Source organism: Bradyrhizobium genosp. SA-4 str. CB756, from assembly GCF_000473125.1.
Lineage (GTDB): Bacteria > Pseudomonadota > Alphaproteobacteria > Rhizobiales > Xanthobacteraceae > Bradyrhizobium > Bradyrhizobium arachidis.
Map to the genome: position 1 here is coordinate 5,435,487 of NZ_KI421499.1, position 14,973 is coordinate 5,450,459.

The following is a 14,973-nucleotide window of genomic DNA, read 5'->3' on the forward strand; positions in this document are numbered from 1 at the left end:
AAGCAATCCAGAAACCCCTCCACGGAGAGATTTTGGATTGCTTCGCTGCGCTCACAATGACGGCGTGGAGAGAGCAGTGTACAAAAATGAAAAGAGGCGGGGTTTGGCCCCGCCTCTTCGCATTCGACATTTCAATTCGTGCTTACGCCTGGCTCGCAATCGCCTTGCCGAGCGCGGCCTGCGCCGCGGCAAGCCGCGCAATCGGCACGCGGTAGGGCGAGCACGAGACGTAGTCGAGGCCGATATTGTGGCAGAAGGCGACGGAGGCGGGATCGCCGCCGTGCTCGCCGCAGATGCCGACCTTGAGCGAGGCGCGGGTCTTGCGGCCGCGTGCGACGCCGATCTTGACGAGCTCGCCGACGCCTTCCTGGTCGAGCGCGATGAAGGGATCGACCGAGAGGATGCCCTTCGCCACGTAGGGACCGAGGAAGCTCGCCGCATCGTCGCGGCTGATGCCGTAGGTGGTCTGCGTGAGGTCGTTGGTGCCGAACGAGAAGAACTCGGCCGACTGCGCGATCTCGGCCGCGAGCAGACAGGCGCGCGGCAGCTCGATCATGGTGCCGACCTGATAGGCGAGCTTGGTGTTGGCGTCGCGCATCACCGACTGCGCGGTGGCATCGATCCGCGCCTTGACCAGATCGAGCTCGGCCTTGGTCGCGATCAGCGGCACCATCACCTCGAGGCCGATGGCCTTGCCGGTGCGCTTCTGCGCCTCGACCGCCGCCTCGAAGATCGCGCGCGCCTGCATCTCGGCGATTTCAGGATACGCGATCGCGATGCGGCAGCCGCGGAAGCCGAGCATCGGATTGAACTCCGACAGCTCACGCGCGCGGTCCGCGAGGCGCCGCGGGTCGGTGTTCATGGCGCGCGCCACTTCCTCGACCTCGGCATGGGTGTGCGGCAGGAACTCGTGCAGCGGCGGGTCGAGCAGACGGATCGTGACGGGCAGGCCCTTCATGATCTCGAACAGCTCGACGAAGTCGGCGCGCTGCATCGGCAGCAGCTTTGCCAGCGCCGCGCGGCGCGCCTGCTCGTCCTCGGCGAGGATCATCTCGCGCACGGTGCGGATGCGGGTTTCCTCGAAGAACATGTGCTCGGTGCGGCAGAGGCCGATGCCTTCGGCACCGAACTTGATCGCGGTGCGCGCATCCTCCGGCGTGTCGGCATTGACGCGCACGCCGATCTTGCGGACCTGGTCGGCCCAGTTCATCAGCGTGCCGAACTCGCCGGACAGCTCCGGCTCGATCATCGGCATGCGGCCAGCCAGCACCTGGCCGAGCGAGCCGTCGATGGTGATGACGTCGCCGGTCTTGAAGGTGCGCGATCCGATGCTCATGGTGCCGCGGCCGTAATCGACGCGGATGGTGCCGCAGCCGGAGACGCAGGGCTTGCCCATGCCGCGCGCGACCACCGCCGCGTGCGAAGTCATGCCGCCGCGCGTGGTCAGGATGCCTTCGGCGGCGTGCATGCCGTGGATGTCTTCCGGGCTGGTCTCGACGCGGACCAGAATCACCTTGCGTCCATCGCCCTGGAGCTTGGCCGCTTCGTCCGAGGAGAACACGATCTCGCCGGAGGCCGCACCGGGCGAAGCCGGCAGGCCGGTCGCGATCACGTCGCGCTTGGCGTTGGGATCGATGGTCGGGTGCAGGAGCTGGTCGAGCGAGGCGGGATCGATCCGCGTCACCGCTTCCTTCTTCGAGATCAGGCCCTCATTGGCGAGCTCGACAGCGATGCGCAGCGCCGCCTTCGCGGTGCGCTTGCCGCCGCGGGTCTGGAGCATCCACAGCTTGCCCTGCTCGACCGTGAACTCCATGTCCTGCATGTCACGGTAGTGCTTCTCGAGCAGCGTGTAGATCCGCGTCAGCTCCTTGAAGGCCTCCGGCATTGCTGCTTCCATCGACGCCTTGTCGGAGCCCGATTCCTTCCGCGCTTCCTCGGTGATGTCCTGCGGCGTGCGGATGCCCGCCACCACGTCCTCGCCTTGCGCGTTGATCAGGAACTCGCCGTAGAGCTTGCTCTCGCCGGTCGAGGGGTTGCGGGTGAAGGCAACGCCGGTCGCCGAGGTCTCGCCCATGTTGCCGAACACCATGGCCTGCACGTTGACCGCGGTGCCCCAGGATTCCGGAATGTCGTGCAGTTTGCGGTAGGTCACCGCGCGCGCGTTCATCCAGGATGAGAACACCGCACCGATCGCGCCCCAGAGCTGATCGTGCGGATCCTGCGGAAACTCCTTGCCGGTCTCGCGGGCGACGGCGTCCTTGTACTTGCCGACCAGCTCGACCCAGTCCTCGGCCGACAGGTCGGTGTCGAGCGAATAGCCCTGGCTGTCCTTGAAGGTGTCGAGGATTTCCTCGAAGTGATGATGCTCGAAGCCGAGCACCACGTCGGAATACATGGTGATGAAACGGCGATAGCTGTCATAGGCGAAGCGGCGGTCGCCCGAGAGCTCGGCCAGCGCTTCGACAGTCTCGTCGTTGAGGCCGAGATTGAGCACGGTGTCCATCATGCCCGGCATCGAAGCGCGCGCGCCGGAGCGCACGGAGACGAGCAGCGGGTTCTTGGTGTCGCCGAACACCTTGCCGGTCAACTTGCCGACATAGTCCAGCGCCTTCTCGACCTGCGGCTTCAGCTCCTTCGGATACGACTTGCCGTGCTCGTAGAAATAGGTGCAGACCGAGGTCGGGATGGTGAAGCCGGGAGGCACCGGCAGGCCGAGATTGGCCATCTCGGCAAGGTTGGCACCCTTGCCGCCGAGCAGGTCGCGCATTTCCGAGCGGCCCTCGGCCTTGCCGTCACCAAATGTGAACACCCATTTGCCGGCCTTGGGCGCCGCTGGCGCGGCCTTGGCCGGGGCAGCCTTCTTCGGCGCAACCGGCTTGGTCACAGCCTTTGCAGCTTTCGCGGCGGGCTTTGCAGCCGGCTTGGCTGCTGGCTTGGTGGCCGCTTTTGCAGTCGCTTTGGCAACCGGCTTCGGGGCGCTCTTGGCCAGCGCCTTACGGGCCGGCGGCGCGGCTTTCGCGGCGGCGGAAGACTTTGATTTCGCTGAAGATTTATTAGGCTTCGAGGCGGCTTTGGCCATAGCTTGCACACAACCTGCGAGAGGGACGGGAAATCGCGGGCCTTACACCATTTTGGGCGGGCCCGCGCAAGTCGGACTGTTCCGGAAAGTGAACCCCTAGAGGTGAAGCCACTTCAGGAGCCCAAGCCCGATCGCGCCATTGATGATGAGAAAGATCGCGACGATCAGGTTGAGCAGCCGCGGCATGATCAGGATGAGCACGCCCGCAATCAACGACAGGATCGGCGAAATGTGGGCGACGGTGATGTGCATGAACTATCTTTCCATGAGGTGAGGCGAATCGCGGGCGGATCATAGCGGCCCTGGTTCCGCGAGTAGAGACGCGCAAGCGGCGGGCCGGTTCCCGCCACTCACGAAAACTGCCCGAAATTGCCGCCGATGCGGCAGGGCTTTTCCCGGAACATTGCCAAGAGGCATGCATTGGCAACCGGTCGCGCCACTGGCGCGTCCCGAAGAATCACGACGAAGGAGTTTTCCATGCGGAACAGGATTCTTGCTCTTGCAGCGCTTGCGGCCGCGATCGGCTCGCCCTTGGCGGCGCAGGCGCAAAGCGGGGTCACAGTCGGACGCGCGCCTGTCGTCGTCGACTCTGGCCCGACCATCGCCGTCGAACAGCGGCCGGCCTTCCGCGACTATGTCGTTGAACAACGTGTGCCGGCCTTCCGTATTCCGGATCGCGTGGTGGTCGGAGCCACCTTACCGGAGACCGGCATCACCTATTATGACGTGCCGCAACGTTTCGGCGCCACCACCTATCGCTACACCGTCGTGAACGGCGAGACCGTGCTGGTTGAGCCGCGCTCGCGTCGCATCGTCGAGGTGATGGACTAGTTCAGCTCGACATGAACTCGACTCGATGTCCGGCGCGTCACTTCAATCGGGCTGGCGCGAAGCAGTGTAAATCGGACATCAGGCCCTGCCCGGTCCTCCCCCCGCCGGGCGGGGCTTTTTTGCGCCCGTCATTCCGGACGCGCGGAGCGCGAGCCCGGAATCCATCGAGCCGCGCGTGACGTAGAGAAATGGATTCCGGGCTCGCGCCAAATGGCGCGCCCCGGAATGACAGTGGTGTTTGCCGCGCGACCGCGCCTCAATCCTGGATCTTCGAGAAATCCGCCACCGCACGCGTGGCGCTGCGGATCTCGTTGAGCAGCTTCAGCCGGTTCTCGCGCACCTTCGCATCGTCGTCGTTGACGCGCACCTTGTCGAAGAATGCGTCGACCGGCGGACGCAGCTTTGCCATCGCGCTCATCGCGGCGGCGAAGTCCTCCTTGGCGACGGCGGCGCTTGCTTCCGCCTTCACCTCGCCGATCGCCTTCGCCAGCGCCTTCTCCTCGGCGAGGCTGTAGAGCGCAGCATCGGGCGCGCCGTCGAAGCTGCGCTTGTCCTTCTTCTCCTCGATCGAGAGGATGTTGCTGGCGCGCTTGGTGCCGGCGAGCAGGTTCTTGCCGTCGTCGCTGTCGAGGAATTTTCCGAGCGCCTCGACGCGGCGGACGATCATCAGGAGATCATCCTGGCCGCCGAGCGCGAACACGGCATCGACGAGATCGTGACGCGCGCCCTGCTCGCGGAGCTGGACTTTGAGGCGGTCGGCGAAGAAGGCGAGCAGGTCGCTCGGGAGCTTCTGCGCATCCGCGGGCTGCACCGACAAGCCGGCGAGCGCGGACGCCGCCACCTGCATCAGCGACAAACGCAGCGCATTCTCGGCGATCAGCCGGATCACGCCCAGCGCTGCGCGACGCAGTGCATACGGATCCTTCGATCCCGTCGGCTTCTCGTCGATGGCCCAGAAGCCGACGAGCGTATCGATCTTGTCGGCGAGCGCCACCGCAACGCTAACCGGATCGGTCGGCACGCGATCGGCGGGGCCTTGCGGCTTGTAGTGTTCCTCGCAGGCAGCAGCGACGGAGGCGTCCTCGCCTTGCGCCAGCGCATAGTACTTGCCCATCAGGCCCTGCACCTCGGGGAATTCGCCGACGACCTCGGTCAGCAAGTCCGCCTTGGCGAGATGCGCACCACGCGTCGCCTTGGCGACATCGGCGCCGACCAGCGGCGCGATCTCGGCGGCAAGACGCGCGATGCGCTTGATGCGCGCGCCCTGCGTTCCAAGCTTCTCGTGGAACACGATCTGCTCGAACTTCGGCAGACGATCCTCGAGCTTCGTCTTCAGATCCGTCTCGTAGAAGAACTTCGCATCCGACAGGCGCGGACGGATCACGCGCTCGTTGCCTGATACGATGACCTTGCCGCCGTCGGTCGCCTCGATATTGGCGGTGAGGACGAACTTGTTGGTCAGCTTGCCCGTCTTCGGGTCCTTGACGACGAAGCACTTCTGGTTGTTGCGGATGGTGGCACGGATCACCTCGTCGGGGATCGCGAGATATTCCTGCTCGAACGATCCCATCATGACGACGGGCCATTCGACGAGGCCCGAGACCTCGTCGAGCAGCACCTGATCCTCGACCAGCTCAAAGCCTTGCGCGAAGGTCAGCTCCTTGGCGTCTTCGAAGATGATGTCCTTGCGCGCCTGCGGATCGAGGATGACCTTTGCCGCCTTCAGCTTGGCTTCATAGTCCTCGAAGCGGCGCACGGAGATCGCGTCCGGCGCCATGAAGCGATGGCCATAAGTCGTCTGGCCGGCCTCGATGCCGTCGACCTCGAACTTCACGACATCAGGCTCTTCCGTCTCGAGCCCGAACGTCGCGGTGATCGCGTGCAGCGGACGCACCCAACTCAGCGAGCCCGGCTTGGCGGAGCGCGCACCCCAGCGCATCGATTTCGGCCAGGGGAAGGTGCGGATGATGACGGGCAGGATTTCCGCGAGCACGTCGATCGCGTCGCGACCGGGCTTCTCGATCAAGCCGATGTAGAAGTCGCCCTTGGGGTCGCGCTGGATCTTGGCCTCATCCAGCGACTTCAGACCTGTCGCTTTCAGAAAGCCCTGCACGGCCGCATCGGGCGCGCCGACCTTCGGTCCGCGGCGCTCGGTCTTCAGATCGGGCTGGCGCGCGGGGATGCCGTGCACGGTGAGCGCGAGGCGGCGCGGCGTCGCGAAGGCTTTCGCGCCCTCATAGACCAGGCCTTCGGCGACGAGCTTGTCGGTGACCATGCGGCGCAGATCGTCGGCCGCCTTGGCCTGCATCCGCGCGGGGATTTCTTCCGAGAACAGTTCAAGCAAAAGTTCGGGCATCAGGCCGCTCCGCCCGCTTCAGTGTGGATCCAGGCCTCGCCGCAGGCTTTTGCCAATTCGCGCACACGCAAGATGTAGCTCTGCCGCTCCGTCACCGAGATCACGCCGCGCGCGTCCAAGAGATTGAAGACGTGACTGGCTTTGATGCACTGGTCATAGGCCGGCAGCGCCATCAGGTGCTGCTTCTTGTTGCCGCCTTCGCGCCAGCCGGCGTCGAGATACTTTCGGCAGGCCGCTTCCGCCATCTTGAACTGCTCGAACAGCATCGCGGTGTCGGCGTATTCAAAATTGTGCCGCGAATATTCCTGCTCGGCTTGCAGGAACACGTCGCCATAGGTGACCTTGGCGTCGCCCTCGCGGCCGTTGAAGTTGAGGTCATAGACGCGGTCGACGCCCTGCACATACATCGCAAGACGCTCGAGCCCATAGGTGAGCTCGCCCGCGACGGGGGCGCATTCGAAGCCGGCAACCTGCTGGAAGTAAGTGAACTGGCTGACTTCCATGCCGTCGCACCAGCACTCCCAGCCGAGACCCCAGGCGCCCAGCGTCGGGCTCTCCCAGTCGTCCTCGACGAAGCGGATGTCGTGCACGGCGGAATCGATGCCGATCGCGGCAAGCGACTTCAGGTACAGCTCCTGAAGGTTCGGCGGCGACGGCTTCATGATCACCTGGAACTGGTAGTAGTGCTGCATCCGGTTCGGATTCTCGCCGTAGCGGCCGTCCTTGGGCCGGCGCGAAGGCTGCACATAGGCCGCATTCCAGGGCTTTGGCCCGAGCGCGCGGAGCGTCGTCGCCGGATGGAAGGTGCCTGCGCCCATCTCCATGTCGTAGGGCTGCAGGATCACGCAGCCCTGCTCGGCCCAGAACCGCTGGAGCGCGAGGATGAAGCCCTGGAACGAACGTTCCGGGCGCATATGGGCGGGCAATGAGGCGTCCATCGTCAGATCAGGCTCTCGCGGGGGGTTTTGAATCGCGCGGGACCGTATCGACGGCGGGAGTGGGAATCAAGGCAAAGGGGGCGGATTCGGGCCAAACAGCCCATCGTCCCGGGAGGTGCCGTAGGGTGGGCAAAGGCGCGCTTGCGCCGTGCCCACCATCTTCGCTGAAATCGATACTGCTCGTGGGCACGCTTCGCTTTGCCCACCCTACGGCAGCGGTGTGTGGAGCGGTTAACCCGGCCTATAAGCTCCGGTCACGGGGTCACGTTTCAGCGTCTGGATGTCCCCCATGTGGGCGGCTTCGGCGACACGCGACAGGCGCATCTCCTCCAGCTCCTGGTTGATCCGGACGGCGGTCTTGTAGGCCCAGCGGACCACGGCAAGCCCGCCCAGGACGCCCGCGAAAGCGACGAACGGCGGCATCTGTCGATCCTTGTTCACTGCTCAGCCCCCACAAGCATTCTCGCGCAGACCGAGCCGCGCTGCAATTGGCTCGGGGCGGACCAAATGGCGCGGGACAGCTCGGCCTAGAACCCGAATTTCGCCCAAATCGCCCGCGTCTCGACCGCCGAGATCAGCTCGTCCGGCAGCCCGGCCATTGATTCCATGGCCAAAAGCTGCCCCGCGCCGGGCGCTTTCCGCCCAAAAAGGCCGGACAAAAGTCCTGTCGGCTGGGCAATCACAGGGGTGAGAACCTTCTCGCCATAGCGGGCACGAAGAGTTGAGCGGAGATCGCCGATGCCGTCGGCGAGCCCGAGCGCGATCGCGCTCTCGCCGGCCCAGTACTCTCCGGTGAAGAGCGTGTCGTCATTGCCGTTCAGCCGTGCTCCGCGGCTGTCCTTCACCAGCGAAATGAAGATCTGGTGGATCTCGCGCTGGATCGCCTTCAGCTTCGCCACGTCATCCGGGTTTTCCGGGAGGAACGGATCGAGCATCGCCTTGTGCGCACCGGCGGTGTAGAGCCGCCGCTCGATGCCGAGCCGCCTGATCGCGTCCTGGAAACCGAAGCTGCCGCCGACCACGCCGATCGAGCCGAGGATGGAGGACGGATCGCAGATGATCTCGTCGCCGGCGCAGGCGATCATGTAGCCGCCGGAGGCCGCGACGTCCTCGACGAACACCAGCACGGGCAGCTTCTTCTCCGCCGCAAGCTGCTTGATGCGCAGATAGATCTGGCGCGACTGCACCGGCGAGCCGCCGGGCGAATTGATCACCAGCGCTACCGCCTTGGCATTCCGATAGGAAAACGCCCGCTCCAGGATTCGCGCGACCCCGGCGAGCGTCATGCCCGGCCGCAGCGGTGTCACCGCCCCGATCACGCCCGAGAGCCGCACCACCGGCACCACCGCCGTGCCGGGACGGAAGCGCGCCGGCAGATATTGCATGAGCTTGTCGGCTAGGCCGGAACTGTCTCGATCGTTCAATTGTTCGGCCATGCCGTTACCTCTGATTAACCATTTCTTATCACGCGAGTGTCATTGGAAGTGCCTGGAACGTGTTTTGCAGATTTTCCGTTGGGAGGCTGCAATGGGGCAGCGGAGAACACCATGAAAATCTATCTGCTGATGCTGCTGATCGGTGCGCTGTTCATGGCGATCCGCCTGACGTCCCCGCAGGAACAGCAATCGGAATCGCTTCCCCAGTAAGCCGTCACGGCTCCGCCAGCGGCAATGCGGCCCTCCCTTCCAGAATATCGCTCACCTCTTTTTTAGGCACGCGTGACTCATCGTTGAGCACGAGGCCCGATAGCAGGCGTGTCGGGGCCCGACCGCCCTTGACCGCGCGGACCAGCACGCGGATCGCGGGCCGTCCCGCCTCGCCATGAACCGGCAGGATCGCGAGGCTCCCGAAGCCGCGTGACAGCGCTGCCAGGACATCGCCGATTCCATCTGCACGCCAGATCAAGGTGAGCGCGCCATTCGATCGGAGGATGCGCCGTGCTGCATGCACCCAGGCATGCAGCGTCTCGTCGGTCGCGACATGCGCGGTCTGGCGCGCCTGATCGGGCGAGCCACGGTGGCGCGCAGGATCGTTGAAAGGCGGGTTCATCAGCACGGCATCGACACTGTCGGGCGGCAGGTCATTTGCCGCAAACGCCTGCGCATCCGCGGTGACGTCGAGCACGATCGCCTCGGCGGCGATCGCGTTCGCCGCCGCATTGGCGCGCGCCAACTCCGCCAGTTCCGGATTGATCTCGACCAGGCAGAGCCTGATCCCAGCGACGCGACGCGCCAGCGCCAGCCCGGCCGTGCCGATGCCGGCGCCGAGATCGACCACGCGGTCGCCTGCGTGGGCCTCGGTCGCCGCCGCCAGCAATATGGCGTCGTGCCCGGCGCGATGGCCGCTCCGCTTTTGCTTCAGCTGCAACTGCCCGCCGAGAAAGGCGTCCTCGGTGATATCTGTGACGACGTCAATCATCGCCGCGCAGTTCGTGGCTGAGGCCCGCCTCGGTCAGGAGCTGGCGGGCCTCCTGGGCGTCGTCCTCATGGACCAGGATCCGCCGCGGCAGAATGCCGAGCGAGCCCTCGATGATGCTCATGTTCTGGTCCAGCACCAGATGATGGATATTGGCGCCGTCGAGCAGCGCGCCGATCGCCGACACCAGCACCATGTCGTTGGTCCGAACCAGTTCACGCAAAACGCAGGTCTCCTGCCTGAAAGGGGCTAAAAGGGGCAAATGTCAATGGTTCCGCGGGCCTTGCCGCATCCGCTGCCAGTTTCTATTGTCTTTCCATCAGAATAGCCCCTCCGGGGCAAATATTGGAGACCGGCGTGGCCGTCATCGTACCTTTCGAAACTCCCGGCGCGTCGATCGAAGAGCTGGTGGCCCTTGTCGCTGGTGACATGGAACGCGTCAACGCCACGATCCTGTCGCGGACCGGCTCAGACGTAACCATGATCCCGGAGGTCGCCAACCACCTGATCTCCTCCGGCGGCAAGCGGCTGCGGCCGATGCTGACGCTCGCCATGGCCAACCTCGCCGGCTACACCGGCGACGGCCACATCAAGCTCGCCGCGTCCGTCGAGTTCATGCACACCGCCACGCTGCTGCACGACGACGTCGTCGACGAGAGCGAGATGCGCCGCGGCAAGCTGTCGGCGCGCATGCTCTGGGGCAACGAGGCCAGCGTGCTGGTCGGCGACTTCCTGCTCGGACAGGCGTTCCGCATGATGGTCGAGGTCGGCTCGCTGCGCGCGCTCGACATCCTGTCCGCGGCCGCCGCCACCATCGCCGAGGGCGAGGTGATGCAGCTTGCCGCCGCCAAGAACACCGCGACCACCGAGGACGAATATCTCGCCGTGATCCGCGGCAAGACCGCCGAGCTGTTTGCTGCGGCCTGCGAGGTCGGCCCTGTGATCGCCAACCGCCCCAAGGCCGAGCAGACCGCCTGCCGCTCGGTCGGTATGAATCTCGGCATCGCCTTCCAGCTCGTCGACGACGTGCTCGACTATGGCGGCAAGAGCGCAAAGCTCGGCAAGAATACCGGCGACGATTTCCGCGAGGGCAAGATCACCCTGCCCGTCGTGCTCGCGTTCCGCCGCGGCAATGACAACGAGCGCGCCTTCTGGATCCGCGCGCTCGAACGCGGCGAAATCGGCGATAGCGATCTCGACCACGCCATCGGCCTGATGAACAAGCACCGCGCGCTCGAGGACACGCTGAGCCGCGCCCAACACTACGGCGCCATGGCGGTGGATGCGCTGGCGCTGTTCCCGCCCTCGCCGATGAAGAGCGCGCTGGAGCAGGTGGTGGCGTTCTGCCTGGCGCGGTCGCACTGAGCGACTGCCTTTCTTTCCTCTCGCAATTTGCTCCGTCATCCTGAGCCGCGAGTGGCGCGATGCATAGCATCGCGCCAGGAGCCTCGAAGGATGCACGGCCGAGCTACATCCGGGCCGTTGCCCTTCGAGGCTCGCTGCGCTCGCACCTCAGGGTGACGGCGATAGATTTGTGCGTGATGCATCAACGCCGTCATTGCAATGACGGAGTTCGAGGCAACAGCACACCCACTCTCGTGTCCCGGACGCGCTGCGGCGTGAAACGCCGCTGCGCTGAGCCGGGACCCACGTACCGAGCGATCAGCAACATAGGCCCCGGCTCTGCAGCACACCGCTGAAGAAGCGCTGCGCTGCGTCCGGGGCACGAGAGCGGTTATCCAGCAACCACTCACATCTCACCAATAGGCCCGCGGCCACACTCATCGCTCTCCCATCCCACCTCACCGGCGAACTACCTCCAAATTCTCACCGCTCCCTCCACCCGCAGGACGATTGCCTTCCCAGTCGCTTGCATTTTGCAAGTCACTCCCCTACCTTCCGTCCCATGCAGCCCAAATCCCCTTCCATCCTGGAATGCCCGGTCGGCCGCGCCGTGGAGACGGTTGGCGAGTGGTGGAGCATCCTGATCCTGCGGGATGCGTTTCAGGGCGCGACCAAGTTCGACGAATTCCAGCAAAGCCTCGGGATCGCGCCGAACATCCTGTCGCGCCGGCTTGCGCATCTCACCGCGAGCGGCATGTTCGTCCGCCGCCGCTATCAGGAGCGGCCGCCGCGCTATGAATATGTGCTGACCGACAAGGCGCGGGATTTCTTCCCGGTGGTCGCCGCGCTGCTCGCCTGGGGCAACAAGCATCTCGCCCCAAAAGGCGAATCCATCCTGCTGGCGAGCCGCGACGGCATCCGTCCACTCGAGCCGGTCGTGGTCGATGCGAGCGACATGCGTCCGATCACGCTCGCCAATACGGTCGCCATTCCCGGCCCCCGCGCCAGCCGCGGCATGCGCGCGCGGCTCGCTTCGCTCAAAGCCATGAACCCGGCCGTCGCGCCGGCTGGAGACTGACATGCGTCGTATCGTCGTGACAGGCATGGGCGCGGTGTCGCCGCTCGGCTGCGGTGTCGAATTGTCGTGGCGCCGGCTGCTTGCCGGCCAGAGCGGGCTGCGCCCGCTGCCCGAATGGGCGCAATCATTGCCCGCACGGATCGCCGGCCTCGTGCCCGACAAGGCCGACGATCCCGAGGGCGGATTCGACCCGGGAGAGGCCGCCGCGCCAAAAGACCAGCGCAAGATGGACCGCTTCATCCTGTTCGCGCTGCTCGCCACCGCAGAAGCGGTCGCGCAAGCCAAATGGACGCCGCAGGACGCATCTGCGCTGGAGCGCACTGCGACGATCATCGCCTCCGGCGTCGGCGGCTTCCCGGCGATGGCGGAAGCCGTGCGCATCACCGAGCAGCGCGGTGCGCGCCGCCTCTCGCCGTTCACGATTCCCTCGTTCCTCGCCAATCTCGCCGCCGGCCACGTCTCGATCAAATACGGCTACAAGGGCGCGCTCGGCACGCCTGTTACGGCGTGCGCCGCCGGCGTGCAGGCGATCGGCGATGCCGCGCGCATGATCCGCGCGGGCGAAGCCGATGTCGCGATCTGCGGCGGCGCGGAGGCCTGCATCGACATCGTCAGCCTCGGCGGCTTTGCCGCGGCCCGCGCGCTGTCGAGCGCATTCAACGACGAGCCCGCACGCGCCTCGCGCCCGTTCGATCGCGACCGCGACGGTTTTGTCATGGGCGAAGGCGCCGGCATTTTGGTGATCGAGGATCTCGAGCATGCGCTGGCGCGTGGCGCGACGCCGATCGCCGAGATCACCGGCTACGGCACGACCGCGGATGCCTACCACATGACGTCGGGTCCGCCCGACGGCGACGGCGCCCGCCGCGCCATGGAGCTCGCGCTGCGGCAGGCGCGGCTCGAGCCCGGCGATTTGCAGCACCTCAACGCGCATGCGACCTCGACACCGGCCGGCGACGAAAGCGAGCTCGGCGCCATCGGCGCGCTGTTCGGCCGCAATCGAAACATCGTCGTGAGCGCGACCAAATCCGCTACCGGCCATCTGCTCGGCGCTGCCGGCGGCCTGGAAGCGATCTTCACCATCCTCGCCTTGCGCGACCAGATTGCGCCGCCCACGCTCAATCTCGAAAACCCCGACGCGAGCGCCGACGGCATCGACATCGTCTCGGGCAGCGCGCGGCCCATGCCGATGCAGAACGCCATCTCCAACGGATTCGGCTTCGGCGGGGTGAACGCCAGCGCGATCTTCCGCCGCATGGGCTGAACGACGGGCCTTGCAATCGTGGCGGCCTGCGCTACGAAAACAGGATGACCGAAACAAATTTCTGGCTGTTCCTGGCCGCAGCATTTCTCATTGCGGCAATTCCCGGCCCCGGCATTTTCTACGTCGCGGCACGAACCCTATCGGAAGGACGTGCGAGCGGCTTTGCCTCGACCGCGGGCACGGCGCTGGGCGGGATGGTCCATGTCGTGGCCGGCAGTCTCGGCATCTCCGCGATCATCCTAACGAGTGCGGAACTGTTCACCGCGGTGAAATTCGTCGGCGCACTCTATCTGGTCTGGCTCGGCATCAAGACGTTCCGTAGTGCCGGCCGCGCGCTGTCGCTGGAGCGCGAAGCTGTCGGCGACAAGCGCGCCTTCCGTGACGGCGTGCTGGTCGAGGCGCTGAACCCGAAGACCGCGGCGTTCTTCCTCGCCTTCATTCCGCAATTCCTCGATCCCGCGGGATCGAGCCCCACGCTGCAATTCATCATGCTGGGTGCGATCTCGGTGACGCTGAACACGCTCGCCGATGTCGTCGTGGTGCTGATGGCCTCGGCGACGCGCACGCAGCTGATCGGACGGCCGCATCTGATGCGGCGTCTCACCCAGGGCTCCGGCGTCTTCATCGCGGGCCTCGGCCTCTCGCTCGCGCTGGCGCGGCGGCCGGCAAATGGCTAGCGCGCCGCAAGACCGTTTCTATGAATCGCACGGCCTGCGGCTGCATTATGCCGATTGGGGCAACGCGGGCGCGCCGCCTCTCATCCTGGTCCATGGCGGCCGCGATCATTGCCGCAGCTGGGATGTCATCGCGCGATCGCTTCAGCCGCATTTTCACGTGATCGCGCCCGATCTGCGTGGCCATGGCGATTCCAACTGGACCCGTGGCGGCAGCTACGCGCTGACGGAGTATGTCTACGACCTCGCTCAGCTCGTTCGAGCGATCGCAGCCTCTCAAGTCACTCTCATCGGCCATTCCATGGGCGGCATGGTGAGCCTGATCTTTTCAGGATCGTTCCCCGAGCTGGCCACCAGGCTCGTCGTGCTCGACGGCGTCACCATGCTGCCGGACTCACCGAAGCCACCCGTGCATGAGCGCATCGGCAAATGGGTCAGCCAGCTCGACAGACTGCACGACCGCACGCCGCGCCGCTATGCCACCCTCGAAGACGCGGCCGCGCAGATGGTGCTGCACAACAAGCGGCTGTCGCGCGAGCTCGCGCTGCATCTTGCCAGCCACGGCGCGCGGCAGAACGAGGACGGCACCTATAGCTGGAAGTTCGATCCCTACCAGCGCGCCAGCGCGCCGCACCGGCTCTGGCCGGACGATCACGTCGCGCTGTGGTCGCGCATCGCCTGCCCGACGCTGCTGCTCAATGCCGGCGAAAGCTTTCTGGCGGGCGCGAGAGCGGCAGGCCTCGAGCGCTATTTCCCCAACGCGCGCATTGAAACGATAGCCGGCGCCGGGCACTGGCTGCAGCACGACAAGCCGCAGGAAGTGCTCGGCGAGATCCGCCGTTTTTTGGGTTTGGCTGAGGACGGCGCGGGTTAGCTCCGCTGCCGTAGGGTGGGCAAAGGCGCGACCGCGCCGTGCCCACCACAACCAGATTACACGAACAAGTTGGTGGGCACGCTTCGCTTTGCCCACCCTACGGCACCGACTTCGGAGAAA

Annotated in this window: 14 protein-coding genes; 6 read left to right on the forward strand and 8 right to left on the reverse strand. The window is 65.6% G+C overall.

Annotation, left to right across the window (positions count from 1 at the left end):
• Positions 1–142 precede the first annotated feature (142 nt).
• A complete protein-coding gene (gene ppdK, locus BRAGE_RS0126505) occupies positions 143–3,079 on the reverse strand; it encodes a pyruvate, phosphate dikinase (RefSeq protein WP_027558182.1) in 2,937 nt (978 codons plus the stop codon).
• Positions 3,080–3,175: 96 nt separating this feature from the next.
• Entirely contained in the window at positions 3,176–3,331 is a 156-nt protein-coding gene (locus tag BRAGE_RS53050; protein ID WP_074077234.1) for a DUF3096 domain-containing protein, read from the reverse strand.
• A 225-nt stretch (positions 3,332–3,556) separates the two neighbouring features.
• Between BRAGE_RS53050 and BRAGE_RS0126520 the strand changes: the two genes are divergently transcribed.
• Positions 3,557–3,910: a DUF1236 domain-containing protein gene (locus BRAGE_RS0126520; RefSeq protein ID WP_027558181.1), complete on the forward strand. Its 354-nt coding sequence runs from the start codon at positions 3,557–3,559 to the stop codon at positions 3,908–3,910.
• Positions 3,911–4,166: 256 nt separating this feature from the next.
• On the opposite strand, the gene glyS is transcribed toward BRAGE_RS0126520, so the two are convergent.
• The 6 genes from glyS to BRAGE_RS0126555 form a co-directional block, all read right to left on the reverse strand.
• Positions 4,167–6,266 (reverse strand): glycine--tRNA ligase subunit beta, encoded by a 2,100-nt coding sequence (gene glyS / locus BRAGE_RS0126525; RefSeq protein ID WP_027558180.1) that lies wholly within the window; start codon positions 6,264–6,266, stop codon positions 4,167–4,169.
• Positions 6,266–7,204, reverse strand: a complete 939-nt coding sequence (locus tag BRAGE_RS0126530; protein ID WP_027558179.1) for a glycine--tRNA ligase subunit alpha — start codon at positions 7,202–7,204, stop codon at positions 6,266–6,268. The genes glyS and BRAGE_RS0126530 overlap by 1 nt, the downstream gene beginning before the upstream one ends.
• Positions 7,205–7,435: 231 nt before the next feature.
• Complete coding sequence (locus BRAGE_RS0126535) at positions 7,436–7,627, reverse strand: hypothetical protein (protein ID WP_027558178.1); 192 nt, start codon at positions 7,625–7,627, stop codon at positions 7,436–7,438.
• A gap of 104 nt (positions 7,628–7,731) precedes the next feature.
• Positions 7,732–8,640, reverse strand: coding sequence for a S49 family peptidase (locus BRAGE_RS0126540; protein WP_027558177.1), 909 nt, complete (start codon positions 8,638–8,640; stop codon positions 7,732–7,734).
• 214 nt (positions 8,641–8,854) lie between these two features.
• Complete coding sequence (locus tag BRAGE_RS0126550) at positions 8,855–9,622, reverse strand: tRNA1(Val) (adenine(37)-N6)-methyltransferase (protein ID WP_027558176.1); 768 nt, start codon at positions 9,620–9,622, stop codon at positions 8,855–8,857.
• Entirely contained in the window at positions 9,615–9,842 is a 228-nt protein-coding gene (locus tag BRAGE_RS0126555) for a DUF2007 domain-containing protein (protein WP_011085319.1), read from the reverse strand. Before BRAGE_RS0126555 ends, BRAGE_RS0126550 begins: the two co-directional genes overlap by 8 nt.
• Positions 9,843–9,976: 134 nt before the next feature.
• On the opposite strand from BRAGE_RS0126555, the gene BRAGE_RS0126560 reads away from it, so the two are divergent.
• The 5 genes from BRAGE_RS0126560 to BRAGE_RS0126580 all read left to right on the forward strand — a co-directional run bounded on the left by BRAGE_RS0126560 (position 9,977) and on the right by BRAGE_RS0126580 (position 14,853).
• Entirely contained in the window at positions 9,977–10,984 is a 1,008-nt protein-coding gene (locus tag BRAGE_RS0126560; RefSeq protein ID WP_027558175.1) for a polyprenyl synthetase family protein, read from the forward strand.
• A 541-nt stretch (positions 10,985–11,525) separates the two neighbouring features.
• Positions 11,526–12,041, forward strand: a complete 516-nt coding sequence (locus BRAGE_RS0126565; RefSeq protein WP_027558174.1) for a winged helix-turn-helix transcriptional regulator — start codon at positions 11,526–11,528, stop codon at positions 12,039–12,041.
• Position 12,042: 1 nt separating this feature from the next.
• Positions 12,043–13,305 (forward strand): beta-ketoacyl-ACP synthase II, encoded by a 1,263-nt coding sequence (gene fabF, locus BRAGE_RS0126570; RefSeq protein WP_027558173.1) that lies wholly within the window; start codon positions 12,043–12,045, stop codon positions 13,303–13,305.
• Between the two features lie 44 nt (positions 13,306–13,349).
• On the forward strand, positions 13,350–13,982 hold the full coding sequence (locus tag BRAGE_RS0126575) for a LysE family translocator (RefSeq protein ID WP_027558172.1): 633 nt from the start codon (positions 13,350–13,352) through the stop codon (positions 13,980–13,982).
• Entirely contained in the window at positions 13,975–14,853 is an 879-nt protein-coding gene (locus tag BRAGE_RS0126580) for an alpha/beta fold hydrolase (protein ID WP_027558171.1), read from the forward strand. Before BRAGE_RS0126575 ends, BRAGE_RS0126580 begins: the two co-directional genes overlap by 8 nt.
• The last annotated feature ends 120 nt before the right edge of the window (positions 14,854–14,973 follow it).

Coding starts and splice junctions, on each gene's coding strand:
- ppdK (WP_027558182.1), bottom strand. CDS start 3,079: ATGGCCAAAGCCGCCTCGAAGCCTAATAAATCTTCAGCGAAATCAAAG.
- BRAGE_RS0126575 (WP_027558172.1), top strand. CDS start 13,350: ATGACCGAAACAAATTTCTGGCTGTTCCTGGCCGCAGCATTTCTCATT.
- BRAGE_RS0126520 (WP_027558181.1), top strand. CDS start 3,557: ATGCGGAACAGGATTCTTGCTCTTGCAGCGCTTGCGGCCGCGATCGGC.
- BRAGE_RS0126565 (WP_027558174.1), top strand. CDS start 11,526: ATGCAGCCCAAATCCCCTTCCATCCTGGAATGCCCGGTCGGCCGCGCC.
- BRAGE_RS0126540 (WP_027558177.1), bottom strand. CDS start 8,640: ATGGCCGAACAATTGAACGATCGAGACAGTTCCGGCCTAGCCGACAAG.
- fabF (WP_027558173.1), top strand. CDS start 12,043: ATGCGTCGTATCGTCGTGACAGGCATGGGCGCGGTGTCGCCGCTCGGC.
- BRAGE_RS53050 (WP_074077234.1), bottom strand. CDS start 3,331: ATGCACATCACCGTCGCCCACATTTCGCCGATCCTGTCGTTGATTGCG.
- BRAGE_RS0126550 (WP_027558176.1), bottom strand. CDS start 9,622: ATGATTGACGTCGTCACAGATATCACCGAGGACGCCTTTCTCGGCGGG.
- BRAGE_RS0126580 (WP_027558171.1), top strand. CDS start 13,975: ATGGCTAGCGCGCCGCAAGACCGTTTCTATGAATCGCACGGCCTGCGG.
- BRAGE_RS0126535 (WP_027558178.1), bottom strand. CDS start 7,627: ATGCCGCCGTTCGTCGCTTTCGCGGGCGTCCTGGGCGGGCTTGCCGTG.
- glyS (WP_027558180.1), bottom strand. CDS start 6,266: ATGCCCGAACTTTTGCTTGAACTGTTCTCGGAAGAAATCCCCGCGCGG.
- BRAGE_RS0126530 (WP_027558179.1), bottom strand. CDS start 7,204: ATGGACGCCTCATTGCCCGCCCATATGCGCCCGGAACGTTCGTTCCAG.